Annotated in this window: 33 protein-coding genes; 15 read left to right on the top strand and 18 right to left on the bottom strand. The window is 56.4% G+C overall.

The features are described from left to right. Positions 1-2: 2 nt before the first annotated feature. Complete coding sequence (locus FJU08_RS01385; RefSeq protein ID WP_141147183.1) at positions 3-278, bottom strand: hypothetical protein; 276 nt, start codon at positions 276-278, stop codon at positions 3-5. A gap of 155 nt (positions 279-433) precedes the next feature. Here FJU08_RS01385 and FJU08_RS01390 point away from each other — a divergent pair, with 155 nt between their 5' ends. The 10 genes from FJU08_RS01390 to FJU08_RS23290 all read left to right on the top strand — a co-directional run bounded on the left by FJU08_RS01390 (position 434) and on the right by FJU08_RS23290 (position 6,581). Next, a complete protein-coding gene (locus FJU08_RS01390; RefSeq protein WP_141147184.1) occupies positions 434-2,596 on the top strand; it encodes a right-handed parallel beta-helix repeat-containing protein in 2,163 nt (720 codons plus the stop codon). Positions 2,597-2,608: 12 nt separating this feature from the next. Next, positions 2,609-3,289, top strand: a complete 681-nt coding sequence (locus FJU08_RS01395) for a glycoside hydrolase family 108 protein (RefSeq protein WP_235890536.1) — start codon at positions 2,609-2,611, stop codon at positions 3,287-3,289. Continuing rightward, positions 3,286-3,486, top strand: a complete 201-nt coding sequence (locus FJU08_RS01400; protein WP_235890537.1) for a hypothetical protein — start codon at positions 3,286-3,288, stop codon at positions 3,484-3,486. The genes FJU08_RS01395 and FJU08_RS01400 overlap by 4 nt, the downstream gene beginning before the upstream one ends. Next, on the top strand, positions 3,483-3,761 hold the full coding sequence (locus FJU08_RS01405; RefSeq protein WP_141147186.1) for a hypothetical protein: 279 nt from the start codon (positions 3,483-3,485) through the stop codon (positions 3,759-3,761). The genes FJU08_RS01400 and FJU08_RS01405 overlap by 4 nt, the downstream gene beginning before the upstream one ends. Positions 3,762-3,862: 101 nt before the next feature. Next, a complete protein-coding gene (locus tag FJU08_RS01410) occupies positions 3,863-4,162 on the top strand; it encodes a hypothetical protein (protein WP_141147187.1) in 300 nt (99 codons plus the stop codon). After that, positions 4,159-4,467, top strand: coding sequence for a hypothetical protein (locus FJU08_RS01415; RefSeq protein ID WP_141147188.1), 309 nt, complete (start codon positions 4,159-4,161; stop codon positions 4,465-4,467). Before FJU08_RS01410 ends, FJU08_RS01415 begins: the two co-directional genes overlap by 4 nt. Before the next feature lie 9 nt (positions 4,468-4,476). Then, complete coding sequence (locus tag FJU08_RS01420) at positions 4,477-5,664, top strand: hypothetical protein (RefSeq protein ID WP_141147189.1); 1,188 nt, start codon at positions 4,477-4,479, stop codon at positions 5,662-5,664. Next, on the top strand, positions 5,661-6,008 hold the full coding sequence (locus tag FJU08_RS01425) for a glycerate kinase (RefSeq protein WP_141147190.1): 348 nt from the start codon (positions 5,661-5,663) through the stop codon (positions 6,006-6,008). Before FJU08_RS01420 ends, FJU08_RS01425 begins: the two co-directional genes overlap by 4 nt. A gap of 8 nt (positions 6,009-6,016) precedes the next feature. Beyond that, the gene (locus tag FJU08_RS01430) at positions 6,017-6,391 is read left to right on the top strand and encodes a hypothetical protein (protein WP_141147191.1); all 375 of its coding nucleotides are present in this window, start codon (positions 6,017-6,019) and stop codon (positions 6,389-6,391) included. A gap of 1 nt (position 6,392) precedes the next feature. Further along, complete coding sequence (locus FJU08_RS23290; protein ID WP_141147192.1) at positions 6,393-6,581, top strand: primase-helicase zinc-binding domain-containing protein; 189 nt, start codon at positions 6,393-6,395, stop codon at positions 6,579-6,581. A gap of 171 nt (positions 6,582-6,752) precedes the next feature. On the opposite strand, the gene FJU08_RS23180 is transcribed toward FJU08_RS23290, so the two are convergent. The 6 genes from FJU08_RS23180 to FJU08_RS01460 form a co-directional block, all read right to left on the bottom strand. Further along, positions 6,753-6,884: a hypothetical protein gene (locus tag FJU08_RS23180; protein WP_268932101.1), complete on the bottom strand. Its 132-nt coding sequence runs from the start codon at positions 6,882-6,884 to the stop codon at positions 6,753-6,755. A 224-nt stretch (positions 6,885-7,108) separates the two neighbouring features. Further along, positions 7,109-7,852, bottom strand: coding sequence for an arsenical resistance protein ArsH (arsH, locus tag FJU08_RS01440; protein WP_141147193.1), 744 nt, complete (start codon positions 7,850-7,852; stop codon positions 7,109-7,111). Next, positions 7,809-8,240: an arsenate reductase (glutaredoxin) gene (arsC, locus tag FJU08_RS01445; protein WP_181409712.1), complete on the bottom strand. Its 432-nt coding sequence runs from the start codon at positions 8,238-8,240 to the stop codon at positions 7,809-7,811. Before arsC ends, arsH begins: the two co-directional genes overlap by 44 nt. Continuing rightward, a complete protein-coding gene (arsB, locus tag FJU08_RS01450) occupies positions 8,237-9,307 on the bottom strand; it encodes an ACR3 family arsenite efflux transporter (RefSeq protein WP_141147194.1) in 1,071 nt (356 codons plus the stop codon). The genes arsC and arsB overlap by 4 nt, the downstream gene beginning before the upstream one ends. Further along, a complete protein-coding gene (locus tag FJU08_RS01455) occupies positions 9,308-9,835 on the bottom strand; it encodes an arsenate reductase ArsC (protein ID WP_141147195.1) in 528 nt (175 codons plus the stop codon). It lies immediately after the preceding gene. After that, positions 9,828-10,214: an ArsR/SmtB family transcription factor gene (locus FJU08_RS01460; protein WP_141147196.1), complete on the bottom strand. Its 387-nt coding sequence runs from the start codon at positions 10,212-10,214 to the stop codon at positions 9,828-9,830. The genes FJU08_RS01455 and FJU08_RS01460 overlap by 8 nt, the downstream gene beginning before the upstream one ends. Before the next feature lie 150 nt (positions 10,215-10,364). Between FJU08_RS01460 and FJU08_RS01465 the strand changes: the two genes are divergently transcribed. Together FJU08_RS01465 and FJU08_RS01470 are read left to right on the top strand one after the other, a co-directional pair. Continuing rightward, positions 10,365-10,934, top strand: coding sequence for a glycoside hydrolase family 108 protein (locus tag FJU08_RS01465; RefSeq protein WP_181409713.1), 570 nt, complete (start codon positions 10,365-10,367; stop codon positions 10,932-10,934). A gap of 160 nt (positions 10,935-11,094) precedes the next feature. Beyond that, positions 11,095-12,561 (top strand): MFS transporter, encoded by a 1,467-nt coding sequence (locus FJU08_RS01470; protein WP_235890538.1) that lies wholly within the window; start codon positions 11,095-11,097, stop codon positions 12,559-12,561. Between the two features lie 53 nt (positions 12,562-12,614). Here FJU08_RS01470 and FJU08_RS01475 read toward each other — a convergent pair whose 3' ends face one another. Genes FJU08_RS01475 through FJU08_RS01490 form a run of 4 tightly spaced genes read right to left on the bottom strand, consistent with a single transcriptional unit; the run spans position 12,615 to position 14,933 of the window. Continuing rightward, positions 12,615-13,223 (bottom strand): IMPACT family protein, encoded by a 609-nt coding sequence (locus FJU08_RS01475; protein ID WP_141147199.1) that lies wholly within the window; start codon positions 13,221-13,223, stop codon positions 12,615-12,617. Between the two features lie 50 nt (positions 13,224-13,273). After that, positions 13,274-13,696, bottom strand: a complete 423-nt coding sequence (locus FJU08_RS01480; RefSeq protein WP_235890539.1) for a DUF2177 family protein — start codon at positions 13,694-13,696, stop codon at positions 13,274-13,276. A 2-nt stretch (positions 13,697-13,698) separates the two neighbouring features. Continuing rightward, positions 13,699-14,379, bottom strand: a complete 681-nt coding sequence (locus FJU08_RS01485) for a ChrR family anti-sigma-E factor (RefSeq protein WP_141147200.1) — start codon at positions 14,377-14,379, stop codon at positions 13,699-13,701. Then, positions 14,376-14,933, bottom strand: coding sequence for a sigma-70 family RNA polymerase sigma factor (locus FJU08_RS01490; RefSeq protein WP_235890540.1), 558 nt, complete (start codon positions 14,931-14,933; stop codon positions 14,376-14,378). Before FJU08_RS01490 ends, FJU08_RS01485 begins: the two co-directional genes overlap by 4 nt. A gap of 238 nt (positions 14,934-15,171) precedes the next feature. Here FJU08_RS01490 and FJU08_RS01495 point away from each other — a divergent pair, with 238 nt between their 5' ends. From FJU08_RS01495 to FJU08_RS01505, 3 genes are read left to right on the top strand one after another with little or no spacing between them, the layout of a single operon-like run. Next, positions 15,172-16,527, top strand: coding sequence for an NAD(P)/FAD-dependent oxidoreductase (locus FJU08_RS01495; RefSeq protein ID WP_141147201.1), 1,356 nt, complete (start codon positions 15,172-15,174; stop codon positions 16,525-16,527). Further along, positions 16,524-17,423: a DUF1365 domain-containing protein gene (locus FJU08_RS01500; protein ID WP_141147202.1), complete on the top strand. Its 900-nt coding sequence runs from the start codon at positions 16,524-16,526 to the stop codon at positions 17,421-17,423. The genes FJU08_RS01495 and FJU08_RS01500 overlap by 4 nt, the downstream gene beginning before the upstream one ends. Continuing rightward, a complete protein-coding gene (locus tag FJU08_RS01505) occupies positions 17,317-18,528 on the top strand; it encodes an SAM-dependent methyltransferase (RefSeq protein ID WP_141147203.1) in 1,212 nt (403 codons plus the stop codon). The genes FJU08_RS01500 and FJU08_RS01505 overlap by 107 nt, the downstream gene beginning before the upstream one ends. A gap of 6 nt (positions 18,529-18,534) precedes the next feature. Here FJU08_RS01505 and FJU08_RS01510 read toward each other — a convergent pair whose 3' ends face one another. The 7 genes from FJU08_RS01510 to FJU08_RS01540 all read right to left on the bottom strand — a co-directional run bounded on the left by FJU08_RS01510 (position 18,535) and on the right by FJU08_RS01540 (position 25,789). Next, positions 18,535-19,338 (bottom strand): DUF1295 domain-containing protein, encoded by an 804-nt coding sequence (locus tag FJU08_RS01510; protein ID WP_141147204.1) that lies wholly within the window; start codon positions 19,336-19,338, stop codon positions 18,535-18,537. Positions 19,339-19,416: 78 nt separating this feature from the next. Beyond that, entirely contained in the window at positions 19,417-20,268 is an 852-nt protein-coding gene (locus FJU08_RS01515) for an ABC transporter permease (protein ID WP_141147205.1), read from the bottom strand. Positions 20,269-20,279: 11 nt separating this feature from the next. Continuing rightward, positions 20,280-21,530: an ABC transporter permease gene (locus FJU08_RS01520; RefSeq protein WP_235890541.1), complete on the bottom strand. Its 1,251-nt coding sequence runs from the start codon at positions 21,528-21,530 to the stop codon at positions 20,280-20,282. Between the two features lie 145 nt (positions 21,531-21,675). After that, entirely contained in the window at positions 21,676-22,758 is a 1,083-nt protein-coding gene (locus tag FJU08_RS01525) for an extracellular solute-binding protein (RefSeq protein ID WP_141147206.1), read from the bottom strand. Between the two features lie 73 nt (positions 22,759-22,831). Continuing rightward, the gene (locus FJU08_RS01530; RefSeq protein WP_141147207.1) at positions 22,832-23,926 is read right to left on the bottom strand and encodes an ABC transporter ATP-binding protein; all 1,095 of its coding nucleotides are present in this window, start codon (positions 23,924-23,926) and stop codon (positions 22,832-22,834) included. Positions 23,927-24,479: 553 nt separating this feature from the next. Then, on the bottom strand, positions 24,480-24,965 hold the full coding sequence (locus tag FJU08_RS01535) for a YbaK/EbsC family protein (RefSeq protein WP_141147208.1): 486 nt from the start codon (positions 24,963-24,965) through the stop codon (positions 24,480-24,482). Further along, entirely contained in the window at positions 24,962-25,789 is an 828-nt protein-coding gene (locus tag FJU08_RS01540; protein WP_141147209.1) for an MBL fold metallo-hydrolase, read from the bottom strand. Before FJU08_RS01540 ends, FJU08_RS01535 begins: the two co-directional genes overlap by 4 nt. Position 25,790 lies beyond the last annotated feature (1 nt).

Raw genomic sequence — 25,790 nt, forward strand, 5'->3', positions numbered from 1 at the left:
ATTTATGGCTTTCTTGTATATCCGCGCTCATTCAGGCAACCATCGAATATAAGGTTTATGAGCCTGTCGTTATAACCTGAAACGTTCACGCTCCGGTCGATAGCGGCCTGCGCTGCTTTTCCATCGCAAATCGCGCGATCCTTGTTAAATGCAGCCATGGTAGTTTCGTTGGCATCGACGCGAAGGCCATCACTATCACGATACCAATATCCCGCAGGCGCTGTCGTTGTTGAGCATCCTGCAAGAGCAATGCAGATGGAAAATAGCAATCGCTTCATGATTTCCCCTCAGGCACATCAAATTTGTGAGATCATACATAATCACTGTTCCAACAACTAGAAAACCCTATCGCATTCTCACGGCACCAGCATATTGCGGTTGACGCCACGCCGCTCATGAAAAACTGACCCTGGAGCAAAAACCGGGGTTTTGAATGAGCACTGTCCTGCCAATCGAGGAGGATCCTCGTTACGAGATCTATACCGCCAGCAGCGGGCAGGTATCCTTCGCCATTCCCTTCCCTTTTCAGGCGGAAGAAGATGTTTCGGTTTCCTCATATGCGACTGGCGAATGGATCTCGATCGACAGCGGCTTTACTATAACCGGCGCCGGCGCTGCAGCTGGCGGAACAGTGACTTTCGATGCTGGCCGCACATCCGGTGAGAAAATCCTTGTGGCTGGATCGGCAGTAATCGAACGGCTGGCCTCGATTGTCAGGGATGGAAAGTTCGCATCAAAGCTTATCGACGATGATCTCGATCGCCTCACGATCATTGCCCAGGAGCTGGCGCGTGATCTAGATCTGGCAATCAAGGTTGAGCCTGGCGGCCAAGGCCTCACGCTCGATCCAGCGCTGGAAGACGGCCAGACGCTGATGAAAATGGGCGACAGGCTGATCCCCGGACCTGATGCTGCACAGATCGCATCCGCTGAAGGTTACGCTGATGAGGCCAATAAGGCCGCTCAGCTAGCGAAACTGTTTGAAGGGATCTGGTTTGATGACCCCGCAGCACTGCTGGCAGACACCCGCCTGTCCTATACGGAAGGCGATGAAAACACGATTGTCGTGGATGTTGGCGACATTGTCGGACTGCGAAACAGTATCTACAGTTACGTCGTCGTAGCGGCAGATGCGGTGCTGCATAGCGGATACCATATTGCCACCACAGGCGGCGTAAGGCTTCGCGTTGAGAAGACCAAAAATGGTTATGAAGTTGATGCATTCGGCCCGCCGCGTGATGGAGTATCATCTGACTGGAATTACATCCGGGCAGCAGTGAATGCATGTTCGGCTGATGGCGGCGGAACAGTGCAACTGAGTGACGGGCTCTACATGCTTGAGCCCGGTGTGATCGATGTTTATTCGAACGTCAAGATTGCCGGTAATGGCAAAAATCGCACAACACTGAAGGCTCTTGCTGGCACTTACACGGTTGCGCCATTCGTCGGCAATACCATTGATAAGTTTACCCTGGCAGACCTCACCATTGATATGGGCGATGCATCCTATGAGTCGACCTATCCAACTGTTTCACTGGTGTCTTCGACCGAGTGTGTGATTGCTGACTGCCTCTTTGAGAACTGCACGCCCTACACCGTGCTGATGCAAGGCGTTAATCGCTGTGAGGTGAAAGACAGTACTTTCCGCGCAGCAACAGCGCGAACTGCCAATTCTGAAGGTGTCATCATCCAGTCTTCGGCCGGGCAGGAAAGCCGAAATAATCGCATCATCAATAGCAGGTTTCTCAATATCGGCATTAATGTCAACCAGTACTACGGCGCAATTCTGGGCAATCAGTTTGACGGCTGGGCCTACGGCGGAGGCATCACGCTGGAAAATTCGGAGTATTCTGGCGCCGTTACCGTGGAACACAACACACTAACGTCGTCTGGTGTTGAGCTTGATGAGGCTGGTATTGCCTGCATCGGCATCGAAGTTTGGGGAAATTATCACCAGGTTCTCGGAAACCATATCGCATTCGCGGCTGGACCTGGAATTATGTTTGGTGGTCAGTACACCCTCGTTGCGAACAACACGATCGATAGTTGCTGCCAGTATTTCATTGATGGTGTTCAGGATGCCGGGCTGATTTTCAACGGCGGTATTGTTGCGCGTTACATCGATGAAGACACATGTGCCTCCTATTCCAAGATAATCGGGAACCATATGTTCGATCGTCAAGGGACTAAGACGCAGGGCTATGGATACCTCGAAGAAAGCTCTAACCTTAACTACATCGCCTATCATGATAACACCTGTCTGGGGAACCGCATTGCGCCGGTATACTTTCAGGCTGGCCGTTCCGATCGCTCTCTGCCGAAGATCTTTGGAAACAGCACATGGGAGCCTGGAACGCTTGCAGCAGGGGCTTCAACGGGACTTTCGTTTAGCGTCCCAGGTGCACGGCTTGGCGACATTGTCACGGTTGACTTCAGCCTCGATGCCCTCGGCGTATTGCTGAGTGGTTACGTGCAGTCAACGGACACCGTTACGGTCTATGCCTTCAACCAACAGACTGACAGCCGGACACTTGGTTCAGGCACTGTGTCTGTCACCGTGCAGAAAACCCCACAAAGCTACACCGCCGACTATTAAGGGAGATCAATGATGACCCAATTTTCTGCATGCCTTGCCTTGGTGCTCTCGGAGGAAGGCGGCTATGTGAACCACCCTTCCGACCCCGGCGGTGCGACGATGAAAGGCGTGATCCAGACCGTCTACAACACCTATCGCCGCTCCAGAAAGCTTGCGGCCCGTGATGTGCGGCAAATCACCGATAATGAGCTGCAGGCGATCTATCGCAGTCGCTATTGGGATCTGGTGAAGGCCGACCAGCTGCCGTTCGGTGTTGACCTGGTCGTGTTTGATGCGGCTGTGAATTCCGGACCCGGCCAGTCAATGAAATGGCTGCAGCGCGGGCTGAATGCGCTCAAGGCCTCTGAGGTGCCGCTGAAGGATGACGGGCTGATTGGCCCTGCCACGCTGGAAGCACTCTCCAGCTGTAGTGACCATGCCGCTTTGATCAACGACGTCTGCGATCGCCGGCTTGCGATGCTGCGGAAGCTGAAAACCTATCCGACCTTTGGCAAGGGCTGGCGCGCCCGTGTCGGCCGGATGCGCGCGAATGGTCTTGTCATGGCGGCAGACCCAGCTTCAGCACCTTCCAAGCCTGAAGCCGCAGCATCTGAAACGGATGCCGCAGCAGACCCAGAACCGGCCGCCGCTGGCGGTTTTGGCGCAGTCATTGCGGCATTCATCAAGGCAATCTTCGCCAGGAGGACGGCATGAATATGGGTATCAATGGCGCTGTTGCGCGGATCTTGTTGCGCTACGTCGCCGGTGCGCTGACCACCTGGGGACTTGGCGATCAGCTTTCGCATGATCCGGATCTCGTCAATGTCACCGCAACCTTTATTGGCGTGGTGGCCGCTTCAGGCACCGAGATTTTCTACCGCCTTGCCAAGGCGAAAGGCTGGAAGCTGTGATCGCCTGGCTGAAAGCGGGCCTCCCCGCGCTCGCTGGCGGCCTTGTAGGCGTCGCGCTGATGGTGGTGATCGGTGAACTGATCTTTCTGCCGAAAGCGCGTGAGACGGGCAAGGCGGCCGAAAGAGCCGCCATTGCGCAGCAGGCGCTTGAAGAATGGAACCAGAGGACGAAGGACGATGCGAAAATTCAGGCCATGTCTGCTTACGATCTTTGCGTTTCTTACCTTGGCCGGGTGCCAGAGTGCGACGGGCTGCGCACCGTTCGTGAAGAATAATCTTTCGGCCGCTGCCACGGTGGCGCTGATCAAGGTCGACCGGCCAGCTGCCGATCGCGTCATTGGCAACGATCTCGCCGGGGAAAAGAAAGGATGCTGGGATGGTAACGAAAACACTGACCGCTGATGGCGAAACCAATTTCGGGATCGAGGCGGCCTGCGACAAGGGCTATCGCGTGCTCTCCTATTCCGGCTCGCTCGGCGGCGGCACGCTGCGCATCTACACCAAGCTGCAGGATGACGACGCCGTTGCCGTGCCGGTGGCTGACGCCAAGCTTTCGGCCGCGAATGTCGATGACAATGGCGACGTGATCCAGCAGGTGGTGTTCATCTCGGTAGGGAATGTGCTTGTTACGCTTTCCGGCTCCACCTCGCCGAATGCCGTGGTGAGCGTGGCATGACAACCTCGCTCGGCAAGCTGCGCGCAACATCGCTTTCTGGCGGCACGCCCGGCGCCGGACTGCTGGCGCTTTCTCCCTGGCGGCGCTGCAATGCTGGGTCGGAATGGTGGCTGGATGATGAGTATCTGGCCGAGATGACTGATGGCAACAGCTACTCGCCGTTGCTGATCGCAAACCACAATACCGCACGGTATGCGCTCTATGAGACAGACGCTGAGTTTCGCGAATACCGGATCGAGATCAACGGCAAAATGACCGCACCAGTCCTGCTTGCTGACCACAATAACGACATTTACGCGATCTGAAGGGCCGATATGGAAGACGTCACAAACACTGAAATCTCCCCGATCACGCGGCTAGGGGCAAAGCTCAATCTCGACAGCGATGTGTTGCCTCGCATCATCACGGCCGATGTGCCAGGGTTCACCTGGCTGAATGACATACGGCAGCTGTCGATCGAGGGGCCGGAGAGCGGGTTGCTTGGCTCCGAAACAAACCCGCAGAATTATTCCAATACGGCAGCGACTTTTACAAACCTCGCAACGACAATCGGTGACCTCGACCATGGCCTTCGTATTGCATCAACTGGCGCGACATACAACCGTGGAACCTTAAATTCAGCCGTTGCCCGCCTTGCTGGTGATACGATCTTCGGTCATTGCCTTATTGTGCAAGGCACAAGCGCCACTGCCGCTTTGACGTTCCGTAACAAGACAACGCTGAACGCATCTACAGCACAACTCACTTTTTCGACTGGCGTTGTAACTGCACCAACAACCTATGCAGGGACGATCACCAATACGTTTGCGAGGGAGCTTGGCGGAGGACTTTGGTGGCTCGGTGCCTGCTGGACAATGGCAGCGGATGCTGCTGACGGTTTTGAGCTTGGCGCTGGTCCATACAGTGCCACAACAGGGGAGTATGTTGATCTTTGGGCCATGCAGGCTGAGCTTAGTACTCGGCCGTCGGGCATTATCCCAAACATCACCACAAGCGCAGGCGTCCGCGCTGAAGATCAGTGCCTGCTCAACGACAAGGATATCGCTCTGTTCAACCGTGACCAGTGGACGATGGTTCTGGACTTTGTGCCGTATAAAACTGAAACTGGTGTATATACGCGTGCAATAGATATTGTTGGGTCTACTCAATACAACTCTAACAGGTTCAGCCTGACCAGAAATGGCGCAAATGGACGTTGGTTGGCTGAAGTATTTATTGATGGAGCCTCCCAAGGTAATGTCGCCGCTTTAGATGCAACGTATGCCTTTGCTCAAAGGGCTCGTGTAGCCGTCAGTAAGACGCCAACAGAGCTAAAAATCTGCGGTAATGGGGGTACAGTTTACACCAATAGCGCAATTACTGGATTTCCTGCATTCTACACTGGAAGAATTGGTTCTGCTGTTTCCGGCGGTGCCTATATCAACCTCCTTTGCAACGAATTCGCTATCTATGATGGGGCCGCGACCGACGCGGCGCTCCAAACTTTGAGCGCAACATCATGAACGACGTATTTCTGAAATTCACCGATGAAACGGCCGCACTCGCTGCACTTGCAGTAGAGGATATCGTCCCGGATGCTGAAAGCGAAAAGCTCCCGACCATGGGGGCACTCGCCAATAGCACGGCTTTTGTTCTTCACGTTTGCGGTCAGGGCACCGGTACCGTCTATGAGCCTACTGGTGAAACCATCACCGCCACGGACGCGGAAACCGGCGAAGATCTGAGCTATGCCGAGATGGCAGCTGTGTCCGGCTATCACATCAACATGCGCTTTAACGGTGATGTGCCGGCGAGCCTTGCAGCTTTCGACATTGCACCGGCAACACCGGCCGAACGTTTCGCATAGGTGATATCATGACCGCAACGAACGGATGGATCGACAAGAAGTTGAGTGTTGGGAACATCATCACGATCCTGGTCGTGCTGTTCGGTGTGGTTGCTGCCTGGTTCGATCAGGAGGCAAAGACGGAACAGAGCCGCCATGACATTGCCGAGATCAAGCAGAGCCTGAAAGACCTCAACGACAAAGCAGCAACAAAGGTAGAGATGCAGGCTGTGGCCGGCCGCGTTACAAGGGTCGAAGCCTATCGCGACGACACGATCGACCGGCTTGCCAGGATCGAAGAAGGCATGAAATCACAATCCAGATCCATCGAGACCCAAGCGAAATCCATCGACACGCAAAACATCCTCATTGAACGCGTGCTGAAGGCTGTCGAGAACAACTGACATGCAAAACCCGCCCATAACGCGAGCCTCCCCCTGCCCCGTCTGCCATGGCCGAGGAAAGCTGCACTGGCACCCTTATTGGGACAATGGATATACTGTTTGCGAAGCCTGTCTTGGCACTGGACAAGCTTCATCAAACAGTGACAATCGGCGCATCATATCAAACAACGTTAACCATGTAAGTGATTGATTTTAAACGATATGTCATTGCCTTTTAATCAGTAGGTCCAGGGTTCGAACCCCTGCGCGCTCACCATTTTATTTAATTAAATCAGCTACTTGCAGATTTCGTGTGACTTATTTGTGACCAAATTTGTGACTTTGTGACTTCAAAAAGTCACACGATGTCACACGGTGTTTTTCATTCGTTCTCATCGTGTTTTTCTGCTGCATCGAAAACAGCGTTTGCAATCGCGATTCCTTGATCGACGCTGCCATCATCAACGCCATCCATGCCCTGCTCAATTACCTCGATAGCGACGTCATCCAGCATTTTATGAACTGGCGCAGTCAGGTCATCTTCCTCAAATTCCAGGCATAGCACTGTGGATTGGGCGACTTGCCTGACCCGGTTCGGCTTTGCACCATCCCCGGGATCGGTCCTAGGGCGACAAACGCCGTTTTGACGTCTGCGCCACACCGGTCGACCTCGGCCGCAACAGTTCGAATTCAGAATGCAAGCGGCGGCAAGTCATGCCGCCGCACAAAAAGATCAGATCAAACGGAATTGAGTTTCACCCGTTCTTCCAGCTTTGCCGCCTCCTCCTTGCGTTCGCTGTAGCGATCCGTCAGGTAATGGGCCGTATCGCGCGTCAGCAGGGTGAATTTCACCAGTTCCTCGCAAACATCGACCACACGGTCGTAGTAGGAAGAAGGTTTCATCCGGCCATCGGCATCAAATTCCGTATAGGCCTTCGGGACACTGCTCTGATTGGGGATCGTGATCATCCGCATCCAGCGCCCCAGGAGCCGCAACGTATTGACGGCGTTGAAGCTTTGCGAGCCGCCCGACACCTGCATAACGGCCAGTGTCTTGCCCTGTGTCGGACGGATGGCACCGATTGCAAGCGGGATCCAGTCGATCTGCGCCTTCATGATGCCGGTGATGGCGCCGTGCCGCTCGGGGCTGACCCAGACCTGCCCCTCCGACCATTCCGACAGGCCTCGAAGTTCCTGAACCTTAGGATGGCTCGCAGGCGCATCGTCGGGCAACGGCATGCCGGACGGATCGAAAAAACGCACCTCGGCGCCGAAATATTCAAGCAGCCGACCCGCCTCCTCGGCCAGTAACCGGGAATAGGACACCTGCCGCAGCGAACCGTAAAGGATGAGGATGCGGGGCGGATGTGTTGAAAAGGCGGGACGAAGTGCATCAGGATCGGGACGTTCGAGCACATTTATCTCGGCTGCAGGCAAATCAACCAATCCGCTGCCCCTTCTCGTCCAGAACCTTTTCACCATCCTCCTTGGAGAAAGCAGTGGTCAGACCTTCCTGCGGCAGAATTTCGAGGACCACCTCCGAGGGCCGTGACAAACGCGTGCCAAGCGGTGTGATGACAAATGGCCGATTGATGAGAATGGGGTGTTCCATCATGGCATCAATCAGCTGATCATCGCTGAGCCCGGCATCATCAAGGCCAAGCTCGGCATAGGGGGTCCCCTTCTGACGGAGCGTGGCACGCACGGTCAGTCCGGCATCGGCGATCATCTTTTCAAGCGCCTCGCGGCTTGGCGGGTTCTTGAGATATTCGATCACGGTCGGCTCGATGCCGGCATGCCGGATCAGCGCAAGTGTATTGCGGGAAGTACCGCAGGCGGGGTTGTGATAGATGGTGACGTCCATGGTCATGCCTTTTCGCTGGCGGATAAAGTGGAAATTGTTCGGGTGACAGCGGGACCGCGCTCGTACCAGCCCTTCGAGCGGTTCACGATCCAGACGACCGAAAGCATGACCGGAACCTCAATCAGAACGCCGACCACTGTTGCCAGCGCCGCACCCGAATTGAAACCGAAAAGGCTGATCGCCGCCGCAACGGCCAGCTCGAAGAAGTTGGAAGCGCCAATCAGCGCCGACGGCCCTGCCACACAATGCTGCTCGCCACTCAGCCTGTTAAGCAGATAGGCAAGGCCGGAATTGAAATAGACCTGAATCAGAATAGGCACGGCCAGAAGCGCAATCACGGCAGGCTGGGCGATGATCTGCTCACCCTGAAAGCCGAACAAGAGCACCAGCGTCGCCAGCAGCGCGACCAGAGAAACCGGCTGGATCTTCTGCAGCAGGGCGTTGAGCCGCGCGGCATCGCCGTCGGTGATCAGGACATGCCGGATAATCTGAGAAATGATGACCGGAATGACGATATAGAGAACCACCGACAGCACCAGCGTATCCCACGGCACTGTAATCGCCGAAAGGCCGAGCAGAAGCGCGACGATCGGCGCGAAGGCGACCACCATGATCGTATCATTCAGCGCCACCTGCGACAGCGTGAAATGCGGCTCGCCCCTGGTCAGGTTCGACCAAACGAAGACCATGGCCGTGCAGGGTGCTGCGGCCAGAATGATCAGGCCGGCAATATAGGAATCAATCTGGTCTGCGGGCAGCAAGGGCCGGAAAAGCCAGCCGATAAACAGCCAGCCGAGCAGCGCCATCGAAAAGGGCTTGATGGCCCAGTTGACCAGCAACGTCACGCCAATGCCGCGCCAGTGGCGACCAACCTGACCGAGGGCGGAAAAATCGATTTTCAGCAGCATCGGAATGATCATCAGCCAGATCAGGACAGCAACCGGAAGATTGACCTGCGCAAGCTCCAACCCGCCGACGGCGTGGAACACGGCCGGAAACAAATGCCCGAGAGCAACCCCGACGACGATACAAAGGGCCACCCACAGGGTGAGGTAACGTTCAAACAGAGACATTTACGCCCCCTTTCCAGCAAGCTCAGTGGCGCCATCCATGCCGCCGATCTGCTTCAATTTGCTTTCCAGAGCCATCGCCTCGATGGTCTCCAAAGGTAGGTTCGTAAATGCCAATATCCGGCTCTTGAGAAACTGTGCCGCCTGGTGGAATGCCAACTCTTTTTGAGCTTGCGTCCCTTCAAAGGCCGCAGGATCTTCGATCCCCCAATGGGCACGCTTGGCAGTACCCCGTGCGATCGGACAGGCCTCACCTGCAGCGCTGTCGCAAAGCGTGATAATAAAATCGAAATGCAGCGCCCCGGACGTTGAGAACTCATCCCAGCTCTTCGAGCGAAAGCCTTCGCTGCGATATCCAAGTTCCTTCAGCGTTTTAAGCGCGAGCGGATGAACCTCACCCTTGGGATGACTGCCCGCCGACCAGGCTCTGAAACGGCCGTTTGCTTCAGAATTGAGAATGGATTCTGCCATGATAGACCGTGCAGAATTGCCCGTGCATAAAAACAGTACATTAAAGACTTTCTCAGTCATGTTCGTCCCTTTCAGAACCACTAGCTTGAGACTTTGGCGGGCATGACCGGCATTCCATTGCCAGATCGGCGATCAAGGGTGCACACAGACCTTCATTTCCGCCGCAGCAATCCTGCAACAAATGTAAGACAATACGGCGAAAGGCTTCGAGATCGACCCGGTAGAAAATTGACCGCCCCTGCCGCTCTGCCACCAGCAGGCCGGCATTCGTCATGGTCGCCAGATGAGCCGACATCGTGTTCTGCGGAACCCCCAACTGACGCGCCAGATCCCCAGCGGGGACGCCTTCCGGTTCACGCGCGATCAGATAGCGAAAGCAGCCAAGCCGGGTATTCTGAGCCAGGGCAGCAAGAGCTGTGATTACATCTTTATCATCCATATATCCAGAATAATGGATATATCAAGAAAGTCAATGCCAGTTTCAACCACCACGGCAAGGACTGGCTTCACCTCAACGGCGGACATAGTTTTGCCGAAACAGTCAACTAGATTGACATCGATATCTCAAACGCCCGGAAAAGGAAACATCATGGACGCGTTCGCGGCCTGTCTTCAGGCCACGCTTCGGGAAGAAGGCGGCTATAGCGACGATCCGAAAGACCCGGGCGGTGCGACCATGCACGGCATCACCCAAGAGACCTATGATCGCTATCGCAGCGAAGAGGGATTGCCGGTCTGTAACGTCAAGACTATCGGCGCTGACGAGGTTGGAGCTATCTATCGCCATGGCTATTGGGATCCCATCGGCGGCAGCCAGCTGCCGCCCGGCATTGACCTTGCGGTCTTTGATGCGGCTGTGAATTCGGGACCGCAACGGGCTGTTTCCTGGCTGCAGCAGGCCCTGAACCAGCAACGCTCACCCGCGCTTCAGCTTGCCATTGATGGCGTGTTCGGCCAACAGACCGGGCAGGCACTTGAACAGGTCAAGGACATCGGCGCGGTCATTGATGCCATCTGCACGCAACGCCTCGCCTTTCTCAAAACCCTGCCCGGCTGGCTGCATTTCGGAACCGGCTGGAGCAATCGCATCCGGCGCATTCATGATGAAGCCCGCAGCCGGGCCCTGCCGGAAGAATCAGCCGCGCCATATACTGCCTGACCCCGTGCAACCGGTTACAGCCGGAAACCAGCACTGAATTCAGCATGCTATTCTGCAACCGTGCCGGGCGCGCTACCTTTGCTTGTCATCAAAATCATACATGCATTTCCTATGCATAACCTGCGCTTCAAAGCCATGTGTTTTGCCGGGAGAAATCATTGTGGACATAAAGGCCGATACAACCGAAAGCTTTCAGCTCAAGACGGTACAGTCCTATCTGGATGAATGCCCCTATTGGCATGATGGCACGGTGGCGCCGGGCCCGAAAATGACGGCCATGCAATGGCGGATATGGACGCTGTCGATCGCCGGCAAGTTCTTTGAGGGACTGGTGGTCTTCATGACCGGCGTGGCGCTGCCGCTCATCGCAAAGGAATTCGGCCTTGATGCCAGCCAGCATGGTCTGGTCGGCTCTGCCTCACTGTTCGGGATCTTGATCGGTGCCAGCGCACTTGGCGGCCTCTCCGATCATTTCGGCCGCAAGCGGATATTCATTGCTGAACTGGGGCTCTTCATCGCCTTTCTGGTGCTGATCTGCTTCACGCCCAATTTCACCTGGCTGATCATCTGTCTTTTCGGCATGGGGCTGGCACTCGGTTGCGATTACCCGACCGCGCATCTGATCATCTCGGAAAGCACGCCTTCCGGTTCGCGCGGCGGATTGGTCCTGTCGGCCTTTGGCTTTCAGGCGGTTGGCGCGATTGCCGGCACTGTTCTCGGCTTCATCATCCTGACACTCGATCCTGCCATCAGCGCCTGGCGGCTCATGTATGCAGCCGCCATCATTCCGGCGCTGGCGGTCTTCGCCGCGCGGTTTTTCATTCCCGAAAGCCCGCACTGGCTCGCGGCTGCCGGACGGCACGCTGCGGCTGAAACCGAGCTTCAAAAGCTGCTGAGACGCAGGCCGCCCTACCCCAAAACGATCTTCCTCTCCAAAGCCAAAGAAAAACAGGCAGACCATGGAGAGAAGACGGGCTATCGCGCCCTCTTTGCCAGGGGCAATCGGCGGGCGCTGATCCTGGCGTCAGTGCCCTGGTTCCTGCAGGATCTCGGCACTTACGGTATCGGCATCTTCACGCCGACCATTCTGGCGGCCACTGTCGGCCATGAACGTCAGCATGCCGCAAATATTTCCGATCTCATCCACAATGATCTCATCGCCTCGAAGGGCGCGGCGCTGCTTGATCTGCTACTCCTCGTCGGTATCGTCTTCGCCGTTCTTCTGGCCGATCGGCTGGGCCGGATCGGCCTTCAGGTTTTCGGCTTTATCGGCTGCGCTGCCGGTCTTTTCATTGCCGCACAATCCAGCGCCTATAGCGGCCTCACCCAGACAGCGATGATTTTCACCGGCTTCATGCTGTTCAATTTCATGACCAATATCGGTCCGAATGCACAGACCTATCTTCTGGCCGGTGAAGTTTTCCCGACGGCCATACGCGGTCGCGGCGCAGGTTTTGCCGCCTCCTTCGCCAAGATCGGCGCCTGTCTTACGGCCTTTCTGTTTCCCATCCTGCTCGCCGATCTCGGCACCAGCATTCTGCTTTACGGGCTGGTCGCGACCTCGCTTGTCGGCGCGCTCGTCACCTGGTTCTTCCGCATCGAAACACGGGGGCCAAGCCTTCACTGATCATACAGGCCCGATGCGCAAAGCTAGGAATCCAGCGCATCAGGCGATACTGCCTAATCCGACGATGCCGCGTCGGGCAGAACCAGTTTCGAACGGCCATTGGTGCATTCAATCACCATGGCGGCAATTCTGGCGGCCTCATCCTCGGCGATCTCAAGCTCCATCAAAACGCCGTCCACACCAAACTTGCGGTCATGGACCGCGACAGAGGCTTCTGCGGCGAAGCGCGCATCGAGCAAGGCAATATCGCTGAAACCGAGATGCAGGCTTGCTGAAACGGTCGGAATGATTTCCGCCTTTTCGGCACGCCGCAGACATTCCGCCGCAGTCCCGCCATAAGCCCGGATCAGCCCGCCTGCGCCCAGTTTGATACCGCCAAACCAGCGCGAGACGATAACGATGACCCCGTCAACCGCCTGACCTTCAATCGCCTGGAGGATCGGCTTGCCGGCCGTTCCGCCCGGCTCTCCATCATCAAAAAAGCGATATGTCGCGCCGATGCGGAAAGCCCAGCAATTATGGCTGGCATCAGCAAAGCTGTTTTCAGCAAGGAAATGTCGCGCCTCATCCTCGCCGGAAACTGGCGCAGCAATGGCGGCGAACCGGCTTTTGCGGATGTCCTGTTCGAAGGTAAAGCTTGTTTTCAGTGCATATAGAGGCATGGGAGAACCGGCTGATATCAGCACGGTTTCACCCTCTGCAGCCGTGAATGTCAAGCAAGGCGTGGCGAAAGCTTGCAGGCTGCGAAGGTCGCGACCGCACTGGCAAACCCGGTCGCAACCATCCCCCAGACCATGTCGACGGCAACCACGGCCCAGCTCCATCCGGCTAACGTTGCCATATTGGTCAGATCGTAAGTGCCATAGGCAAAAAGCCCAAACGCTGCGCCACGCAGCGCTGCACTGCGTCCCGACCCGGCATCGACACCCGGCCGCAGGGCGAAAAAATAAACGCCTATCATGTAGAGCCCATAAAAGGCGAATGCGGCACTCCATTGCGGCTCTTCCAGCAAAAGAGCGCCAATCTCGGCCTTATAGAATGGAAAGGCGACCGTTCCGAGCCAGATGAAATCCAGGACCGAAAAGACGATCACGAGAACGGAAAAGCCGATCAGATGCCGTTTCATCGCCATCATCTCTAAATTCCGAGCAGTGGCTGAAGCAGGCGCACCAGCCTGCTTTTGAACCTCAAGGGAGCATCAGTGACCGCGAGGCAAATACATTCGCGTTCCGGCGTCGCAACGGGTTGATGTTCGCTATCGCTGTCTTCTTCCTCAAGATCGCCGGGACCGAAATAGTCGCCCTGGGAGGTAAAAGCACCGGAAAGGACCAGCGTCAGTTCGCGACCGGCATGGCCGTGTTCGGGAACCGGCTTGCCGGCCGGAATACGCAACAGCCGCGCCGAAGCACCGCCCTCGCCCGTTGCGATGGGATAATGGAAGGCACCAAGCCCAAGCGGACGCCATTTCACCGCCGTCAGGCTACCACCGAGATAGGACCGCAACGGCTCGGGTATGGCGCGATCCGCCTCGTTCAGCCGATCGGCAGAAAATGGCGTCGCTTTCGTCGCCGGCCGAGGATCTTTATATTGCAACCGGTCGCGAAATTCAGCCCAGCTATCGTCCTGCGCCGATGGCGCGCAAACCATCGAGGCAAGCATCTCGCCGCCAACACCCTCCATTGCGGCAAGCCGCTTACGGCACGACGGACACAGCGCCAGATGTGTGGCAACCGCAATGCTGAAACCTTCGGCCAGTGCGCCCGAGGCGTATTCAAGCAGCAGATCGTCGCTGATATGATGCATGATGTTATGCTTCATGATACTTCTCCAAGCGATTGACGAAGCTTGGTAAAAGCTGATCTTATACGGGATTTTACCGTACCGAGCGGCAAGCCAAGACGCTCAGCTATGCCGCTATGCGGTATCTCCTCGAAAAACGACATCCGCAGCAATTCCGCCTGATCATCAGGAAGGTCTCCCAGCGCGTTGCGCAGCCGCTCGGCGCTTTCATCAGCCTCAAAACCGGCATCGGGGCTCAACGGTTCATCCGGTATGAAGGCAGGATCGGTGGGATCAAAAGCGGGCCGGTTGGCCTTTCTGATATGGTCGACACGCACATTTCTGGCGATCGTGAAAATCCAGCCTGCGGCAGTTCCGCGGGCCGGATCGAACTGGTCCGCCTTGCGCCAGACAGTCATCATGGTTTCCTGCATCAATTCCTCGGCAAGCGAAGCATCTGTGGCGCGCCGCATCATATAGGAACGGATCCGCGGACCATAAAAGCGGAACAGTACCTCGAAGCTGGCGACATCGCGTGTCGCGGCCACATGAACCAGAACCCTGCCAAAATCTTCCGCTGCACTATCCTGCACGTGGTTAGGGTCCCTTGCTTCAGCCTTTTGTCTCGGCATCGCCTTGCGCGGCACGGTTCGCCTTGGCGCGCCGATCCGGGCTTTGGTGGATGCTTTCATGTTTCGAGCAGCGGTTTGCATATCCGCTACTACGCTCCCGGTCTTCGATTGGATCAGAATTCAAATAATTTTTTCTAAAATTCGATCCAACCCCGCCGGCGCTGCGTATTGGTGCTTGGAAAAGAGAGGGTATCTGCATATGCAATTCGGGTCTCACCTTCATACGACCGGGCAAAAGATCGCCGTAATCGGCGCAGGCATATCGGGCCTGTCAGCCGCATGGCTGGCAGCCAAACAGAATGATGTGACCCTGTTTGAGGCCGATAGCCGCCCCGGCGGCCACGCCAACACTGTCGATGTGTCCTTTGGCAGCAAGAAGGTCGCGGTCGACACTGGATTTATCGTTTTCAACGAACGGAATTACCCGAATTTGACAGCGCTCTTCAGCCATCTTGACGTTACCACAGAGCCTTCGGACATGTCGTTCTCGGCATCTCTGAACGATGGTGCCTTCGAATATGCCGGAAGCAATATTGCAACGATGTTCGCGCAGAAATCCAACCTTCTGCGTTTTTCCTTCTGGCGCATGCTTTACGACATTTTCCGCTTCTACCGTGATGCGCCGGAGGCTGCCCGCCGCGCCGAGCTGGAAAATCTAACGCTCGGGAATTACCTCGACGCAAGAGGCTATTCGCGCCGCTTTGTTGAAGACCATATCCTGCCCATGGGCGCTGCGATCTGGTCGACCACGCCGAAAAACATGCGTGCCTATCCCTTGATCGCCTTCACGCGTTTCTTTGAAAGCCACGGCCTGCTCGCTATCTCCGATCGTCCGGCGTGGCGCACCGTTGCCGGTGGCAGCCGCAGCTATATCCGCCGCATGCTGGATGATTTTTCCGGCACGCTCCGGCTCTCGACACCTGTGACAAAAGTTGAGCGGCGCGGACGCAAGGTGCGCGTCTCGACAACACGTGGCGAAACCGAGATCTTCGATACTGTCATTATCGCCACGCACGGCAATCAGGCGCTCAACATGCTCGCCGACCCCACAAGCAGTGAATATGCCTTGCTGTCGGCCTTCAGATATACGCAGAATGACGCGGTCCTTCACAGCGACGAGGCATTGATGCCAAAACGGCGTAAAGTTTGGTCCAGCTGGAACTATATCGACACTGGCGGCGATAGCACGCACCGGCTTTGCGTCACTTACTGGATGAATCAGCTTCAGACTATCGATCCGGCCTTTCCGCTGTTCGTGACGCTTAATCCGGGACGACCTATCGCCGCAGACCGCATCCATGCGCGTTTCAGCTACTCACATCCGCTGTTCGACCGCGCCGCAGTCGCTGCCCAGCGCGAACTCTGGACCATTCAGGGCAATGGCAATGTCTGGTTTGCCGGGGCGCATTTCGGCAGTGGTTTCCACGAAGACGGCCTGCAGTCCGGCCTTGCCGCCGCCGAGGCTGCAACCGGCATCCTGCGCCCCTGGTCGGTCGAAAGCGAATCCGGTCGCATTTTCCTCAGTCCCCGGGAACCATTGATGGCAGCAGAATGATCGAACACTCGGCAATCTATCGTGGCGAAGTAGTCCATATACGCCATCGTCCAAAGGCGCACAGGTTTCGCTATCGCGTGTTCTCACTGCTCGTCGATCTCGATGAATTGCCCGAGCTTTCCAACAGGCTCCGGCTCTTTTCGCATAACCGGTTTTCGCTTTTCAGTATTCATGATCGCGACCATGGAAAGCTGGATGGCTCAAACCTCAGACACTGGGCAGAAGCGCATCTTAAACGGGCCGGCATCGATCTGGGCGGCGGTCGCATTGCAATGCTGTGCTATCCGCGGATTCTCGGACATGTCTTCAATCCGCTGACCGTGTTCTACTGCTATGGTGAAACCGGCAGCCTGATCGCTATCCTCTATGAAGTCTGCAATACATTTCACGAGCGCTTCACCTATGTCATTCCCGTTACTGCCGGTGACGAGACGGTGCGTCAGTCAATCCGCAAGCAATTCTATGTCTCCCCCTTCATCCCCATGGACTGCGACTATCACTTCGGCCTTACCCGCCCCGGCGCGGCAATCGCCGTCAGAATCAACGAAACGGATGATGAAGGCCCTCTGCTCTATGCCGCCTTTCAGGGCAAACGCAGGAATGTCACGGATCGGGAACTTTTGCGCGCCATGCTTGCCTATCCGCTGATGTCTGCGAAAATAGTGGCCAGCATTCATTTCGAAGCCCTGCGTCTGCTCACCAAGGGGCTTGGCATATTTCGTCATGAACCGGCGCCAGCCAAGGTCCAGCATGTGATCGCCGGCGAGCGGCGACAGGAGAGAGGAAACCATGTCGAGCGTGACTGTGTATCAAACCGGAAAACTGAAATTCTGGCAGCGGATGATCCTGACGATCGCTGGACGGATCACACACGGCAGTTTGACGCTCCGCTTTGACAATGACAGCGTTGCAACGATCGAGGGGGCGAATGATGGCCCCGAGGCGACGCTCGTGCTGCATAATCTGCGCCCGCTGATGCGGCTTGCGACTTCCGGTGATCTTGGCTTTGCCCGGTCTTTCATGGATGGCGACTGGGAAAGCCCGGATCTCGCCGCCTTTCTGGCCCTGGCTGTCATGAATGAGACCGCGCTGGAAAATGCGCTGAAGGCTCACCCGCTCTTTGCCCGGATTGAGGCACTGCGCCACCGACTGCGCGGCAACACCAGAAAGGGCAGCCGGCGCAATATTGCCTATCACTACGACCTCGGCAACAACTTCTATGCCGCCTGGCTGGACCAGACCATGACCTATTCAAGCGCGCTCTATGGCGGTCGAGAGATCTCACTCTGCGAGGCGCAAACCGCCAAATATGACCGTATCATCTCGCGTCTGCAGATCGGGCCTGAGGACCGTGTACTGGAAATCGGTTGCGGCTGGGGCGGTTTTGCCGAATATGCAGCCGCACGGACCGGCTGTCACATTACCGGCCTTACGCTTTCGCAAGAGCAGGCGAGCTTCGCTCGCGAACGGTTGGAGCGCAAAGGGCTGTCGGCAAAAACCGATATCCGGCTGGAAGATTATCGCGACTGCAACGGATCCTTCGACAAGATCGTATCAATCGAAATGTTCGAGGCCGTCGGCGAGGAACACTGGCCGACCTTCTTCGAAACCGTGAACCAGCGCCTGAAACCCGGCGGCGCGGCAGTGATCCAGTCGATCACCATCGAGCATCACCGCTTCGCCCACTATCGCGACAATGCCGATTTCATTCAGGCCTATATTTTCCCCGGCGGCATGCTGCCATCCTTCGAGACCTTTCGCGCAGGCGCCGAACGCGCCGGCCTCACGGTCAAGGACCTGTTTGCCTTCGGCAAGGATTACGCCAAAACATTGCTGGAATGGGAAAACCGGTTTCTCGCCGAATGGGAGAAGATCGCCCCGCTTGGCTTCGATGAGCGCTTCAAGCGGATGTGGCGCTATTATCTGAACTACTGCGCGACGGGATTTTCCGCCGGCAGCATTGATGTCGCCCAGTTTCATCTGCAGAAATCAGCGGTCTGAATGCGCTCAGCCAACCGGTCGGCGCGGCCCGGGAAAGAAGGCATTGACGCGCTTTTGATAGCGGCGATAGGCATCGCCGCGCGAGCGCAGCATATGCGCTTCAAGATGCGGAATCCCTGAGACGGAATTGAGTAGCCAATACATCATCACCGGCGCCAGCAAGGCGATAAGGCTCATGCCGGAGAACCCATGTCCGGAGACTGCGATCAGTGGCCAGCTGCACCACCAGAGCCATTCAAAGAAATAATTGGGATGCCGGCAGTAGCGCCACAGACCGACCTCGCAAACACGCTTCTCCCCAGGCTCCTTCTCGCCCTTGCGAAACATCTGGAGCTGGAAGTCGGCAACCCCCTCTCCGCTAATGGCGACAAGCGCCACAATGATGGCCAAACCATCCCAGAACCCCGGAAACCGCGCCGTATTGCTGGCTGCGGCATAGATAGAGAGCAGCAGAATAAAGGACGCGACGGCCTGGATTTGCAGAAACCACCAGAGCCTGACAGCAGCGGCCGTGCCCCAGCCTTGCAGAAGCGCGCGATAGCGCGGATCATCACTGACATGCGCGCTCCGTGCAGCGATATGAACAGAGAGGCGCAACGCCCAGATGAAGACCAGCGCGAAGGCCAGCATACTGCGTCCCGACGAAAAACCCGTGCCGCAGGCGACCACGAAGAGGCCGCCAAGTCCTGTTGCTGCCGACCAGATCGCATCGATCCAGCCGCTATTGCCGGTTTTGCGCTGTACCAGCCAGGCAAAGCTCATCGCCAGTACCAGCCAGACAAATGCGCCGATCAAGATAGTGACAGACATGTATTCTCCCGCCTGCGATTTTACGTATTGCACTTGATACGCAGAGCGGGAGCAACTGGATTGTATGAAACGGGAAAATCAGCCCGGAGTCAGGCCACGTTGACGTTCCGAGCGGCGGCGAATCAGTTCCAGCACAGTCAAAAGCGCAATCGAAAGCGCGACCAGGATTGAGGCAACAGCCAGAATGGTCGGCGAAATCTGCTCACGCAGACCAGTAAACATCTGCCACGGCAGCGTTTTCTGCGAAGCAGAGCCGACGAAGAGCACCACGACGACCTCATCGAAAGAGGTGATGAAGGCAAAGAGAGCGCCCGAAACCACGCCGGGCAGGATCAATGGCATCTGCACCTTGAAGAAGGTGATCAGCGGGTTGGCACCCAGCGATGCGGCGGCCCGCTCAAGCGAACGGTCGAAGCCGACGAGTGTCGCCGTCACCGTGATGATGACGAAGGGTGTACCCAGCACCGCATGCGCCAGAACCACGCCCCAATAGGTACCCTGAATGCCGATGCGGGAATAGAAGAAATACATGCCTGCGGCAGAAATGATCAGCGGCACGATCATTGGAGAAATCAGAATTGCCATAATCGCGCCACGCGCCGGAACATGCGCGCGCGACAGGCCAACGGCGGCCAGCGTGCCAAAGGTCGTTGCCACGATTGTTGCCGCCGGTGCAATCAGCACCGAATTCTTCAGCGCCGACTGCCAGTCCCGATTGGTGAAGAAGTCCACATAATGTTTCAACGAGTAGCCGGACGGATCCAGCTCCAGCATTTTCGGCGTGAATGTGAAGAAATTCTCGGCATTGAAACTCAGCGGAATGATCACGATGATCGGAAAGATCAGGAAAAAGAAGATCAGCCCGCAAATGATCAGATAGCTGTAATGCCAGATCCGCTCGATGGGCGATGCATAGGGTGGCAGTTCCATGATGTCCCTCCTCAGCCCAGCTTCACATTATCGATGCCAACGACACGGTCGTAGAGCACAAACATGAACATCACCACGACCAGAAGCAGCGTGCCGAGAGCGGCTGCCAGCCCCCAGTTCAGCGAACTGGAAATGTGATAGGCGATACGGTTTGAAATGAAGATGCCCGATGTGCCGCCCACCAGTTCCGGCGTGATGTAATAACCGATGGCAAGAATGAAGACGAGCACCGCACCCGCACCGATTCCAGGCAGCGATTGCGGAAAATAGACGCGCCAGAACGCTGTCCAGCTGGTGGCGCCAAGACTGCGCGCCGCACGGACATAGGTTGGCGAGATCGTCTTCATCACCGAATAGAGCGGCAGGATCATAAACGGCAGCAGAATATGCGTCATGGCAATGATGGTGCCGGTCGCGTTGTTCATCATCACCAGCCGGTTGCTGTCCGACACCAGCCCGGCCCAGACCAGAAGGTCATTGATGACGCCCTGCTGCTGCAGCAGTACTTTCCATGCCGACGTCCGCACCAGAAGCGACGTCCAGAACGGCAGCAAGACCAAAATCATCAGCAGATTGGCGCGCCTGAGCGGCAAATGCGACAACAGAAAGGAAACGGGATAGCCAAGCAGAAGGCAGGAAACGGTAATGACGAGGCTGAGGATCAATGTCCGGACGAAAAGGAACAGATAGATCCGTTCATTTTCCGGCTTCATCTTGATACCATCAGTGGTGAGCTCTGCATCGACGGCATTGAGGAAATAGCCGGATGTGTAACGTGGCGAATAGAGTTTGAGAATTTTCCAGGTTTCCGGCTCGCCCCAGGCCTTATCGGCAGCGATGAACTGAGCCTTGTAATCCCCTTCATCCATTTTCTTGACCGCCCGCCCCGTCTTGCGAAACAGGCTCGACATGCCCGACTGTTCGTAGTTCAGCCGCGACCCGAGGCGGGTATAGGTCTTCTCCTTCACTGCAACGACCATGTCGTCATGAAAGGCGGCATAGACGGCATCGTCAGGCAAAGGGCTCGAATCCGGATCCCATTTGGCCAGTTCGACGACGGTCTTGGGCAGCGTGTCGGCAACAATTCCGTTCTCGACGGAGCGGAACAGCATATCGACGATCGGCGCAACGAAGCCGACCAGAACAAAGGCCAGAAGCGGCGCGATCAACAGCAGGTTTCGCATTTTCTCCTGCCGGAGCGCGCGTCGCAACGCCGCCTTGAGCGGCTTGCCATCCGTTGTCAGAAGCTGTTCCTGTGCCAAATTCAAAATACCCCGTCAGATTTGCTCAATGGAGGTTCCCCGCGGCCGAAAACACCGTCGCGGGAAACCGCTTCATTGAACAATGATAAATTAGTCCATAATTTCAATAAATTAAATGCGCCACATGAAGCGGCGCATTAAGAAATTACTGTGCCAGCCAAGCCTGGAATTTCTGTTCCACATCGTCCTGATTGTCAGCCCACCATTCGATGTTGTTGACCAGGTAGTTGCCCATATTGTCCGGATTGGTCGGCATGTAGGGCTTCATCTCGGCGGTCACGAGCGGCTGCGAAGACGCACGGGCCGGACCATAGGCAATATACTTTGCCTGATCGGCAAGGCGCTGCGTATCGGTTGCGAAGTTGATGTACTGCTTGACCGCAGCTTCCTTCTCTTCCGAAAGGCCAGCGGGAACGATCCAGCCGTCATAGTCGAAGACCTGCCAGTCCCACAGCATCTTGACGGGCTGCTTGTCCTCGACAATCACACTGTAGAGGCGGCCATTATAGGTCGAGCCCATGACGATCTCGCCGTCGGCCAGAAGCTGCGGCGTTTCAGCACCGGCCGACCACCAGATCACATCATCCTTGATGGTGCCGAGCTTCTTGAGAGCCCTGTCGATGCCTTCCGGCGTTGACATAACGTCGTACAGGTCTTCCTTGGCAACACCGTCGCAGATCAAAGCCCATTCGATATTCTTCTTCGGACGCTTTTCCAGAGCGCGCTTGCCCGGGAAGGTCGTTGTATCGAAGATATCACAAAGGCTGGTTGGCTCCTTGCCGTTCCACTCCGCCACATCGGTGCGGTAACCGAAGGTGGTGGAGAAAACGATCTGCGGAATGAAGCAGTCATTGATGACAGCATCGCCGAAATCGACCGTTGCAGTGGTGCCATCCGGCGCAGCTGCGGCCCAGTCGTTCAGGTCGATTTCCTGAGCAAGGCCTTCGTCACAGAGACGCTGGCTGTCAGGACCTTCAACGTCTACCAGATCCCAGGTGACGTTGCCGGCCTCGCTCATGGCGCGCAGTTTGGCAACCGCCTCATTGGAAGATTCATCATTGATGATGTTCACATCGGGATGTTCGGCCATATAGGGCTGGTGATAGGCCTTGTCCTGCGACGCCGAATAGGCCCCGCCCCACGAAACGATGGTCAGGTCTTCGGCGGATGCGGCACCAGCCAGTGCAACCGTCGCAACCGAGGTCAGAATAATCCTGCGGAATGTCATTTCAAGTTCCCCTTCGTTGATGAAAATTCTGGCTGCACAGGCGCAGCCCGCCCCGGCCCCGAAAGGCCGGGCGTTATGCGGCGTAGTCGAGAGCCTTGCAGTCACGCGCGGCAAATCCGACTATTTGCATATCTCCGACGGCAAGCGTCCGGCGCTCGCCGCGATTTCTGACTTTGACGACAAATTCGTCATTGCCGCACACATTCATGCGCACGCGAATATGATCGCCGAGATAGATGAGTTCCTCGATCCGGCCGGTGATCTTGTTCTCGGCTCCCTCGTCCGGCACAAGCTCAACGCGCTCAGGACGCAGTGAAATCGTGGTGCGGTCGCCAACATTTTCAACATTGACCCGGTCGGCAATCAGAATCGTGCCGTCATCAAGCTCGACAGAACATTCCTGTCCGCGAACCTCCTTGACCGTACCACTCAGCTTGTTGTTTTCGCCGATAAACTGGGCGACGAAAGAGTTGCGCGGTGTTTCATACAGGAGATCCGGCGCGGATAATTGCTGGATAATGCCATCATTGAACACGGCGACCCTGTCCGACATGGTCAGCGCTTCGGTCTGATCATGGGTCACATAGACAAAGGTGACGCCGAGATTGTCGTGGATGTGCTTGATTTCATACTGCATCTGCTCGCGCAGCTGCTTGTCCAGCGCGCCAAGCGGCTCATCCATCAAGACAAGCTCAGGATCGAAAACCAGTGCCCGCGCCACCGCAACGCGCTGTTGCTGACCACCGGAAAGCTGGGCCGGGCGACGGTTGCCGAAACGGCCAAGCTGAACCATTTCAAGCGCCCGCTTCACCTTCTCTTCCTGTTCCGCCTTGCCTACCTTGCGCAGCTGCAGCGGAAAGGCCAGATTCTCGGCCACGCTCATATGCGGAAAAAGCGCATAATTTTGAAACACCATGCCAATACCGCGCTTGTGCGGCGGCACATTGTTGATCGGCTTGCTGTTCAGATAGATCTCGCCGGATGTCGCCGGCTCGAACCCCGCCAGCATCATGAGGCAGGTTGTCTTGCCCGATCCCGACGGACCGAGCATGGTCAGGAATTCCCCCGGGGGAATATCCAGATTGAGCTTTTTTACGACGAGAGTCTCGCCATCGTAACTTTTTTGTACGCTATCATATTTAACCGCTGCGCCCCGGTTTTCAGCCATGTCTTCCCCGTTATTTTTGGTTTGTGACGACGCGTCGCTGTCTTAACTCTTCAGTCGCCGTCCTCCAGACGGAATTGCATAATTACAACCAAATTCGCCGAATTCGTGCGTTCTGCGAGCAACAAATCAGGATTCGTTCCAAATTCAAAGGCTCAATTCGAAAAAAGATCGAAAATTAATCACATTTCCACATTGACTATTTTGCGAGCATAATACCACTACCGGCAGTGGTTCAAGCTCTTATCCGCCCCTGGATAGCCACTGCGGACCCAAGTTTACGCCATATGATGGATGGTGCAGCCAAGTAAATGCGCTTGAGCGCCCATTAACGACACGCCGATAGCTGATTGCGTCAAAGAACGGGTCAATCGAAACAGTTACTTAAGCCAGCATCAACCCGTTGACAATCAAGGGATGTGACCAAATCCGGGCCACGACCTGACGGCGCTTCAGATTTTGTCCGCGACGGCCCATGACCTGCGCCTGGCAAATGTCACCGGACGCCAATCCGGCGTCAAAGCCTTAGACCAAAGTGGGGCAAAGTTATCGTGTTTCAGCGCACGGTCAGGCGCTGCGCAGCCACGGCTTCGGCCAATGCGTCTGGTGCGACCGAAAAAATACTGTCCGGCCGGCCAGCAGCGCACCACACGACATCATGAATGAAAAGCGCCTCATCCATATAGACAGGGAGTGGCACAAGGTGCCCGATCGGCGCAACGCCGCCAATGGCAAAACCGGTCTCCGCCCTCACCCGCTTGGCATCGGCGCAATCAAGCGACAGGCCGTACACTGACTGCAGATGTGCAAGATCGGCATTATGCGCGCCGGACACCAGGATCAGTACCAAGCCGCCTGAGTTTTTATCATTGAAGATCAGTGATTTGACGATTTGTCCGACGGCACATCCGGCCGCGTTTGCGGCATCTTCAGCCGTTCGGGTGGACTGATCCATGGTAAGAATGGTGATATCGAGCCGCTTTTCGGCCGCCTCGTCACGGACCCGGTCAATGCTCGCACGCTTTCCGCCTGCATCACTCATAAACAGACCTCCCCCAGGTCGAATTCGATCACCATCTGATCATAGGCTGGCTCAACATGCGCAGGCGTTTCGGCAAGCACGCGTGCATAGTCCAGCGGAATATGCATATGCGTCAGCACGGCCCGCCTGGCACCAAAGCGCGCAACCCAGTCGAGCGCCTGCTCCAGCGACAGATGACTTGGATGGCGCCGATATTGCAGCGCATCAATGATGATGACATCAAGCCCGGCCAGTTTCGCGATTGTGTCCGCCGGAAAGTCGCTGACATCCGTACAATAGGCAATATCACCGAGGCGGTAGCCAAGCGAAATGATGTCGCCGTGCTGCTGGCGATGGGCAAAAAAGCGCATCGGTCCGCCATCGCCCTCGATCACGATCGGCCGATCGAGATCTTCAATGATATGCGGATCGGCGATCGGCGGATACTCGCTGCCTTCCGGCGTTTGCAGGCAATAGCCGAAGCCCGCGACGATGCGCTCCATCGTCATCGGCTCGGCATAGATCGGAATACGCCTGTGCTGGGCGTGGAAATATCCGCGAATATCATCAATGCCGTGAATATGATCGGCATGACCATGGGTATAAAGCACGGCATCAATGGCACCGACACCGGCACGCACCATCTGTTCACGGAAATCAGGCCCCGTGTCGATCACCACCGTTGTCTTGCCGCCATCCGGGCCGATCTGCTCAACCAGAAGCGCTGCGCGCGTGCGCCGGTTCTTCGGATTTTGCGGATCACAATCGCCCCAGTCACCGGTAATACGCGGTACACCCGGCGAGGAAGAACAGCCCAGAATGGTGAAACGGCGGCGATATTTCACG

It is taken from the genome of Martelella alba, from assembly GCF_006516955.1.
In the GTDB taxonomy this organism is placed as follows: domain Bacteria; phylum Pseudomonadota; class Alphaproteobacteria; order Rhizobiales; family Rhizobiaceae; genus Martelella; species Martelella alba.

Excerpts from the sequence above, each read along its gene's own strand:
- FJU08_RS01385 (WP_141147183.1), bottom strand. The coding sequence starts at position 278 with ATGAAGCGATTGCTATTTTCCATCTGCATTGCTCTTGCAGGATGCTCA.
- FJU08_RS01390 (WP_141147184.1), top strand. The coding sequence starts at position 434 with ATGAGCACTGTCCTGCCAATCGAGGAGGATCCTCGTTACGAGATCTAT.
- FJU08_RS01395 (WP_235890536.1), top strand. The coding sequence starts at position 2,609 with ATGACCCAATTTTCTGCATGCCTTGCCTTGGTGCTCTCGGAGGAAGGC.
- FJU08_RS01400 (WP_235890537.1), top strand. The coding sequence starts at position 3,286 with ATGAATATGGGTATCAATGGCGCTGTTGCGCGGATCTTGTTGCGCTAC.
- FJU08_RS01410 (WP_141147187.1), top strand. The coding sequence starts at position 3,863 with ATGGTAACGAAAACACTGACCGCTGATGGCGAAACCAATTTCGGGATC.
- FJU08_RS01415 (WP_141147188.1), top strand. The coding sequence starts at position 4,159 with ATGACAACCTCGCTCGGCAAGCTGCGCGCAACATCGCTTTCTGGCGGC.
- FJU08_RS01420 (WP_141147189.1), top strand. The coding sequence starts at position 4,477 with ATGGAAGACGTCACAAACACTGAAATCTCCCCGATCACGCGGCTAGGG.
- FJU08_RS01425 (WP_141147190.1), top strand. The coding sequence starts at position 5,661 with ATGAACGACGTATTTCTGAAATTCACCGATGAAACGGCCGCACTCGCT.
- FJU08_RS01430 (WP_141147191.1), top strand. The coding sequence starts at position 6,017 with ATGACCGCAACGAACGGATGGATCGACAAGAAGTTGAGTGTTGGGAAC.
- FJU08_RS23290 (WP_141147192.1), top strand. The coding sequence starts at position 6,393 with ATGCAAAACCCGCCCATAACGCGAGCCTCCCCCTGCCCCGTCTGCCAT.
- FJU08_RS23180 (WP_268932101.1), bottom strand. The coding sequence starts at position 6,884 with ATGCTGGATGACGTCGCTATCGAGGTAATTGAGCAGGGCATGGATGGC.
- arsH (WP_141147193.1), bottom strand. The coding sequence starts at position 7,852 with ATGGTGAAAAGGTTCTGGACGAGAAGGGGCAGCGGATTGGTTGATTTG.
- arsC (WP_181409712.1), bottom strand. The coding sequence starts at position 8,240 with ATGACCATGGACGTCACCATCTATCACAACCCCGCCTGCGGTACTTCC.
- arsB (WP_141147194.1), bottom strand. The coding sequence starts at position 9,307 with ATGTCTCTGTTTGAACGTTACCTCACCCTGTGGGTGGCCCTTTGTATC.
- FJU08_RS01455 (WP_141147195.1), bottom strand. The coding sequence starts at position 9,835 with ATGACTGAGAAAGTCTTTAATGTACTGTTTTTATGCACGGGCAATTCT.
- FJU08_RS01460 (WP_141147196.1), bottom strand. The coding sequence starts at position 10,214 with ATGGATGATAAAGATGTAATCACAGCTCTTGCTGCCCTGGCTCAGAAT.
- FJU08_RS01465 (WP_181409713.1), top strand. The coding sequence starts at position 10,365 with ATGGACGCGTTCGCGGCCTGTCTTCAGGCCACGCTTCGGGAAGAAGGC.
- FJU08_RS01475 (WP_141147199.1), bottom strand. The coding sequence starts at position 13,223 with ATGCCTCTATATGCACTGAAAACAAGCTTTACCTTCGAACAGGACATC.
- FJU08_RS01480 (WP_235890539.1), bottom strand. The coding sequence starts at position 13,696 with ATGATGGCGATGAAACGGCATCTGATCGGCTTTTCCGTTCTCGTGATC.
- FJU08_RS01485 (WP_141147200.1), bottom strand. The coding sequence starts at position 14,379 with ATGAAGCATAACATCATGCATCATATCAGCGACGATCTGCTGCTTGAA.
- FJU08_RS01495 (WP_141147201.1), top strand. The coding sequence starts at position 15,172 with ATGCAATTCGGGTCTCACCTTCATACGACCGGGCAAAAGATCGCCGTA.
- FJU08_RS01500 (WP_141147202.1), top strand. The coding sequence starts at position 16,524 with ATGATCGAACACTCGGCAATCTATCGTGGCGAAGTAGTCCATATACGC.
- FJU08_RS01505 (WP_141147203.1), top strand. The coding sequence starts at position 17,317 with ATGTCGAGCGTGACTGTGTATCAAACCGGAAAACTGAAATTCTGGCAG.
- FJU08_RS01510 (WP_141147204.1), bottom strand. The coding sequence starts at position 19,338 with ATGTCTGTCACTATCTTGATCGGCGCATTTGTCTGGCTGGTACTGGCG.
- FJU08_RS01515 (WP_141147205.1), bottom strand. The coding sequence starts at position 20,268 with ATGGAACTGCCACCCTATGCATCGCCCATCGAGCGGATCTGGCATTAC.
- FJU08_RS01525 (WP_141147206.1), bottom strand. The coding sequence starts at position 22,758 with ATGACATTCCGCAGGATTATTCTGACCTCGGTTGCGACGGTTGCACTG.
- FJU08_RS01530 (WP_141147207.1), bottom strand. The coding sequence starts at position 23,926 with ATGGCTGAAAACCGGGGCGCAGCGGTTAAATATGATAGCGTACAAAAA.
- FJU08_RS01535 (WP_141147208.1), bottom strand. The coding sequence starts at position 24,965 with ATGAGTGATGCAGGCGGAAAGCGTGCGAGCATTGACCGGGTCCGTGAC.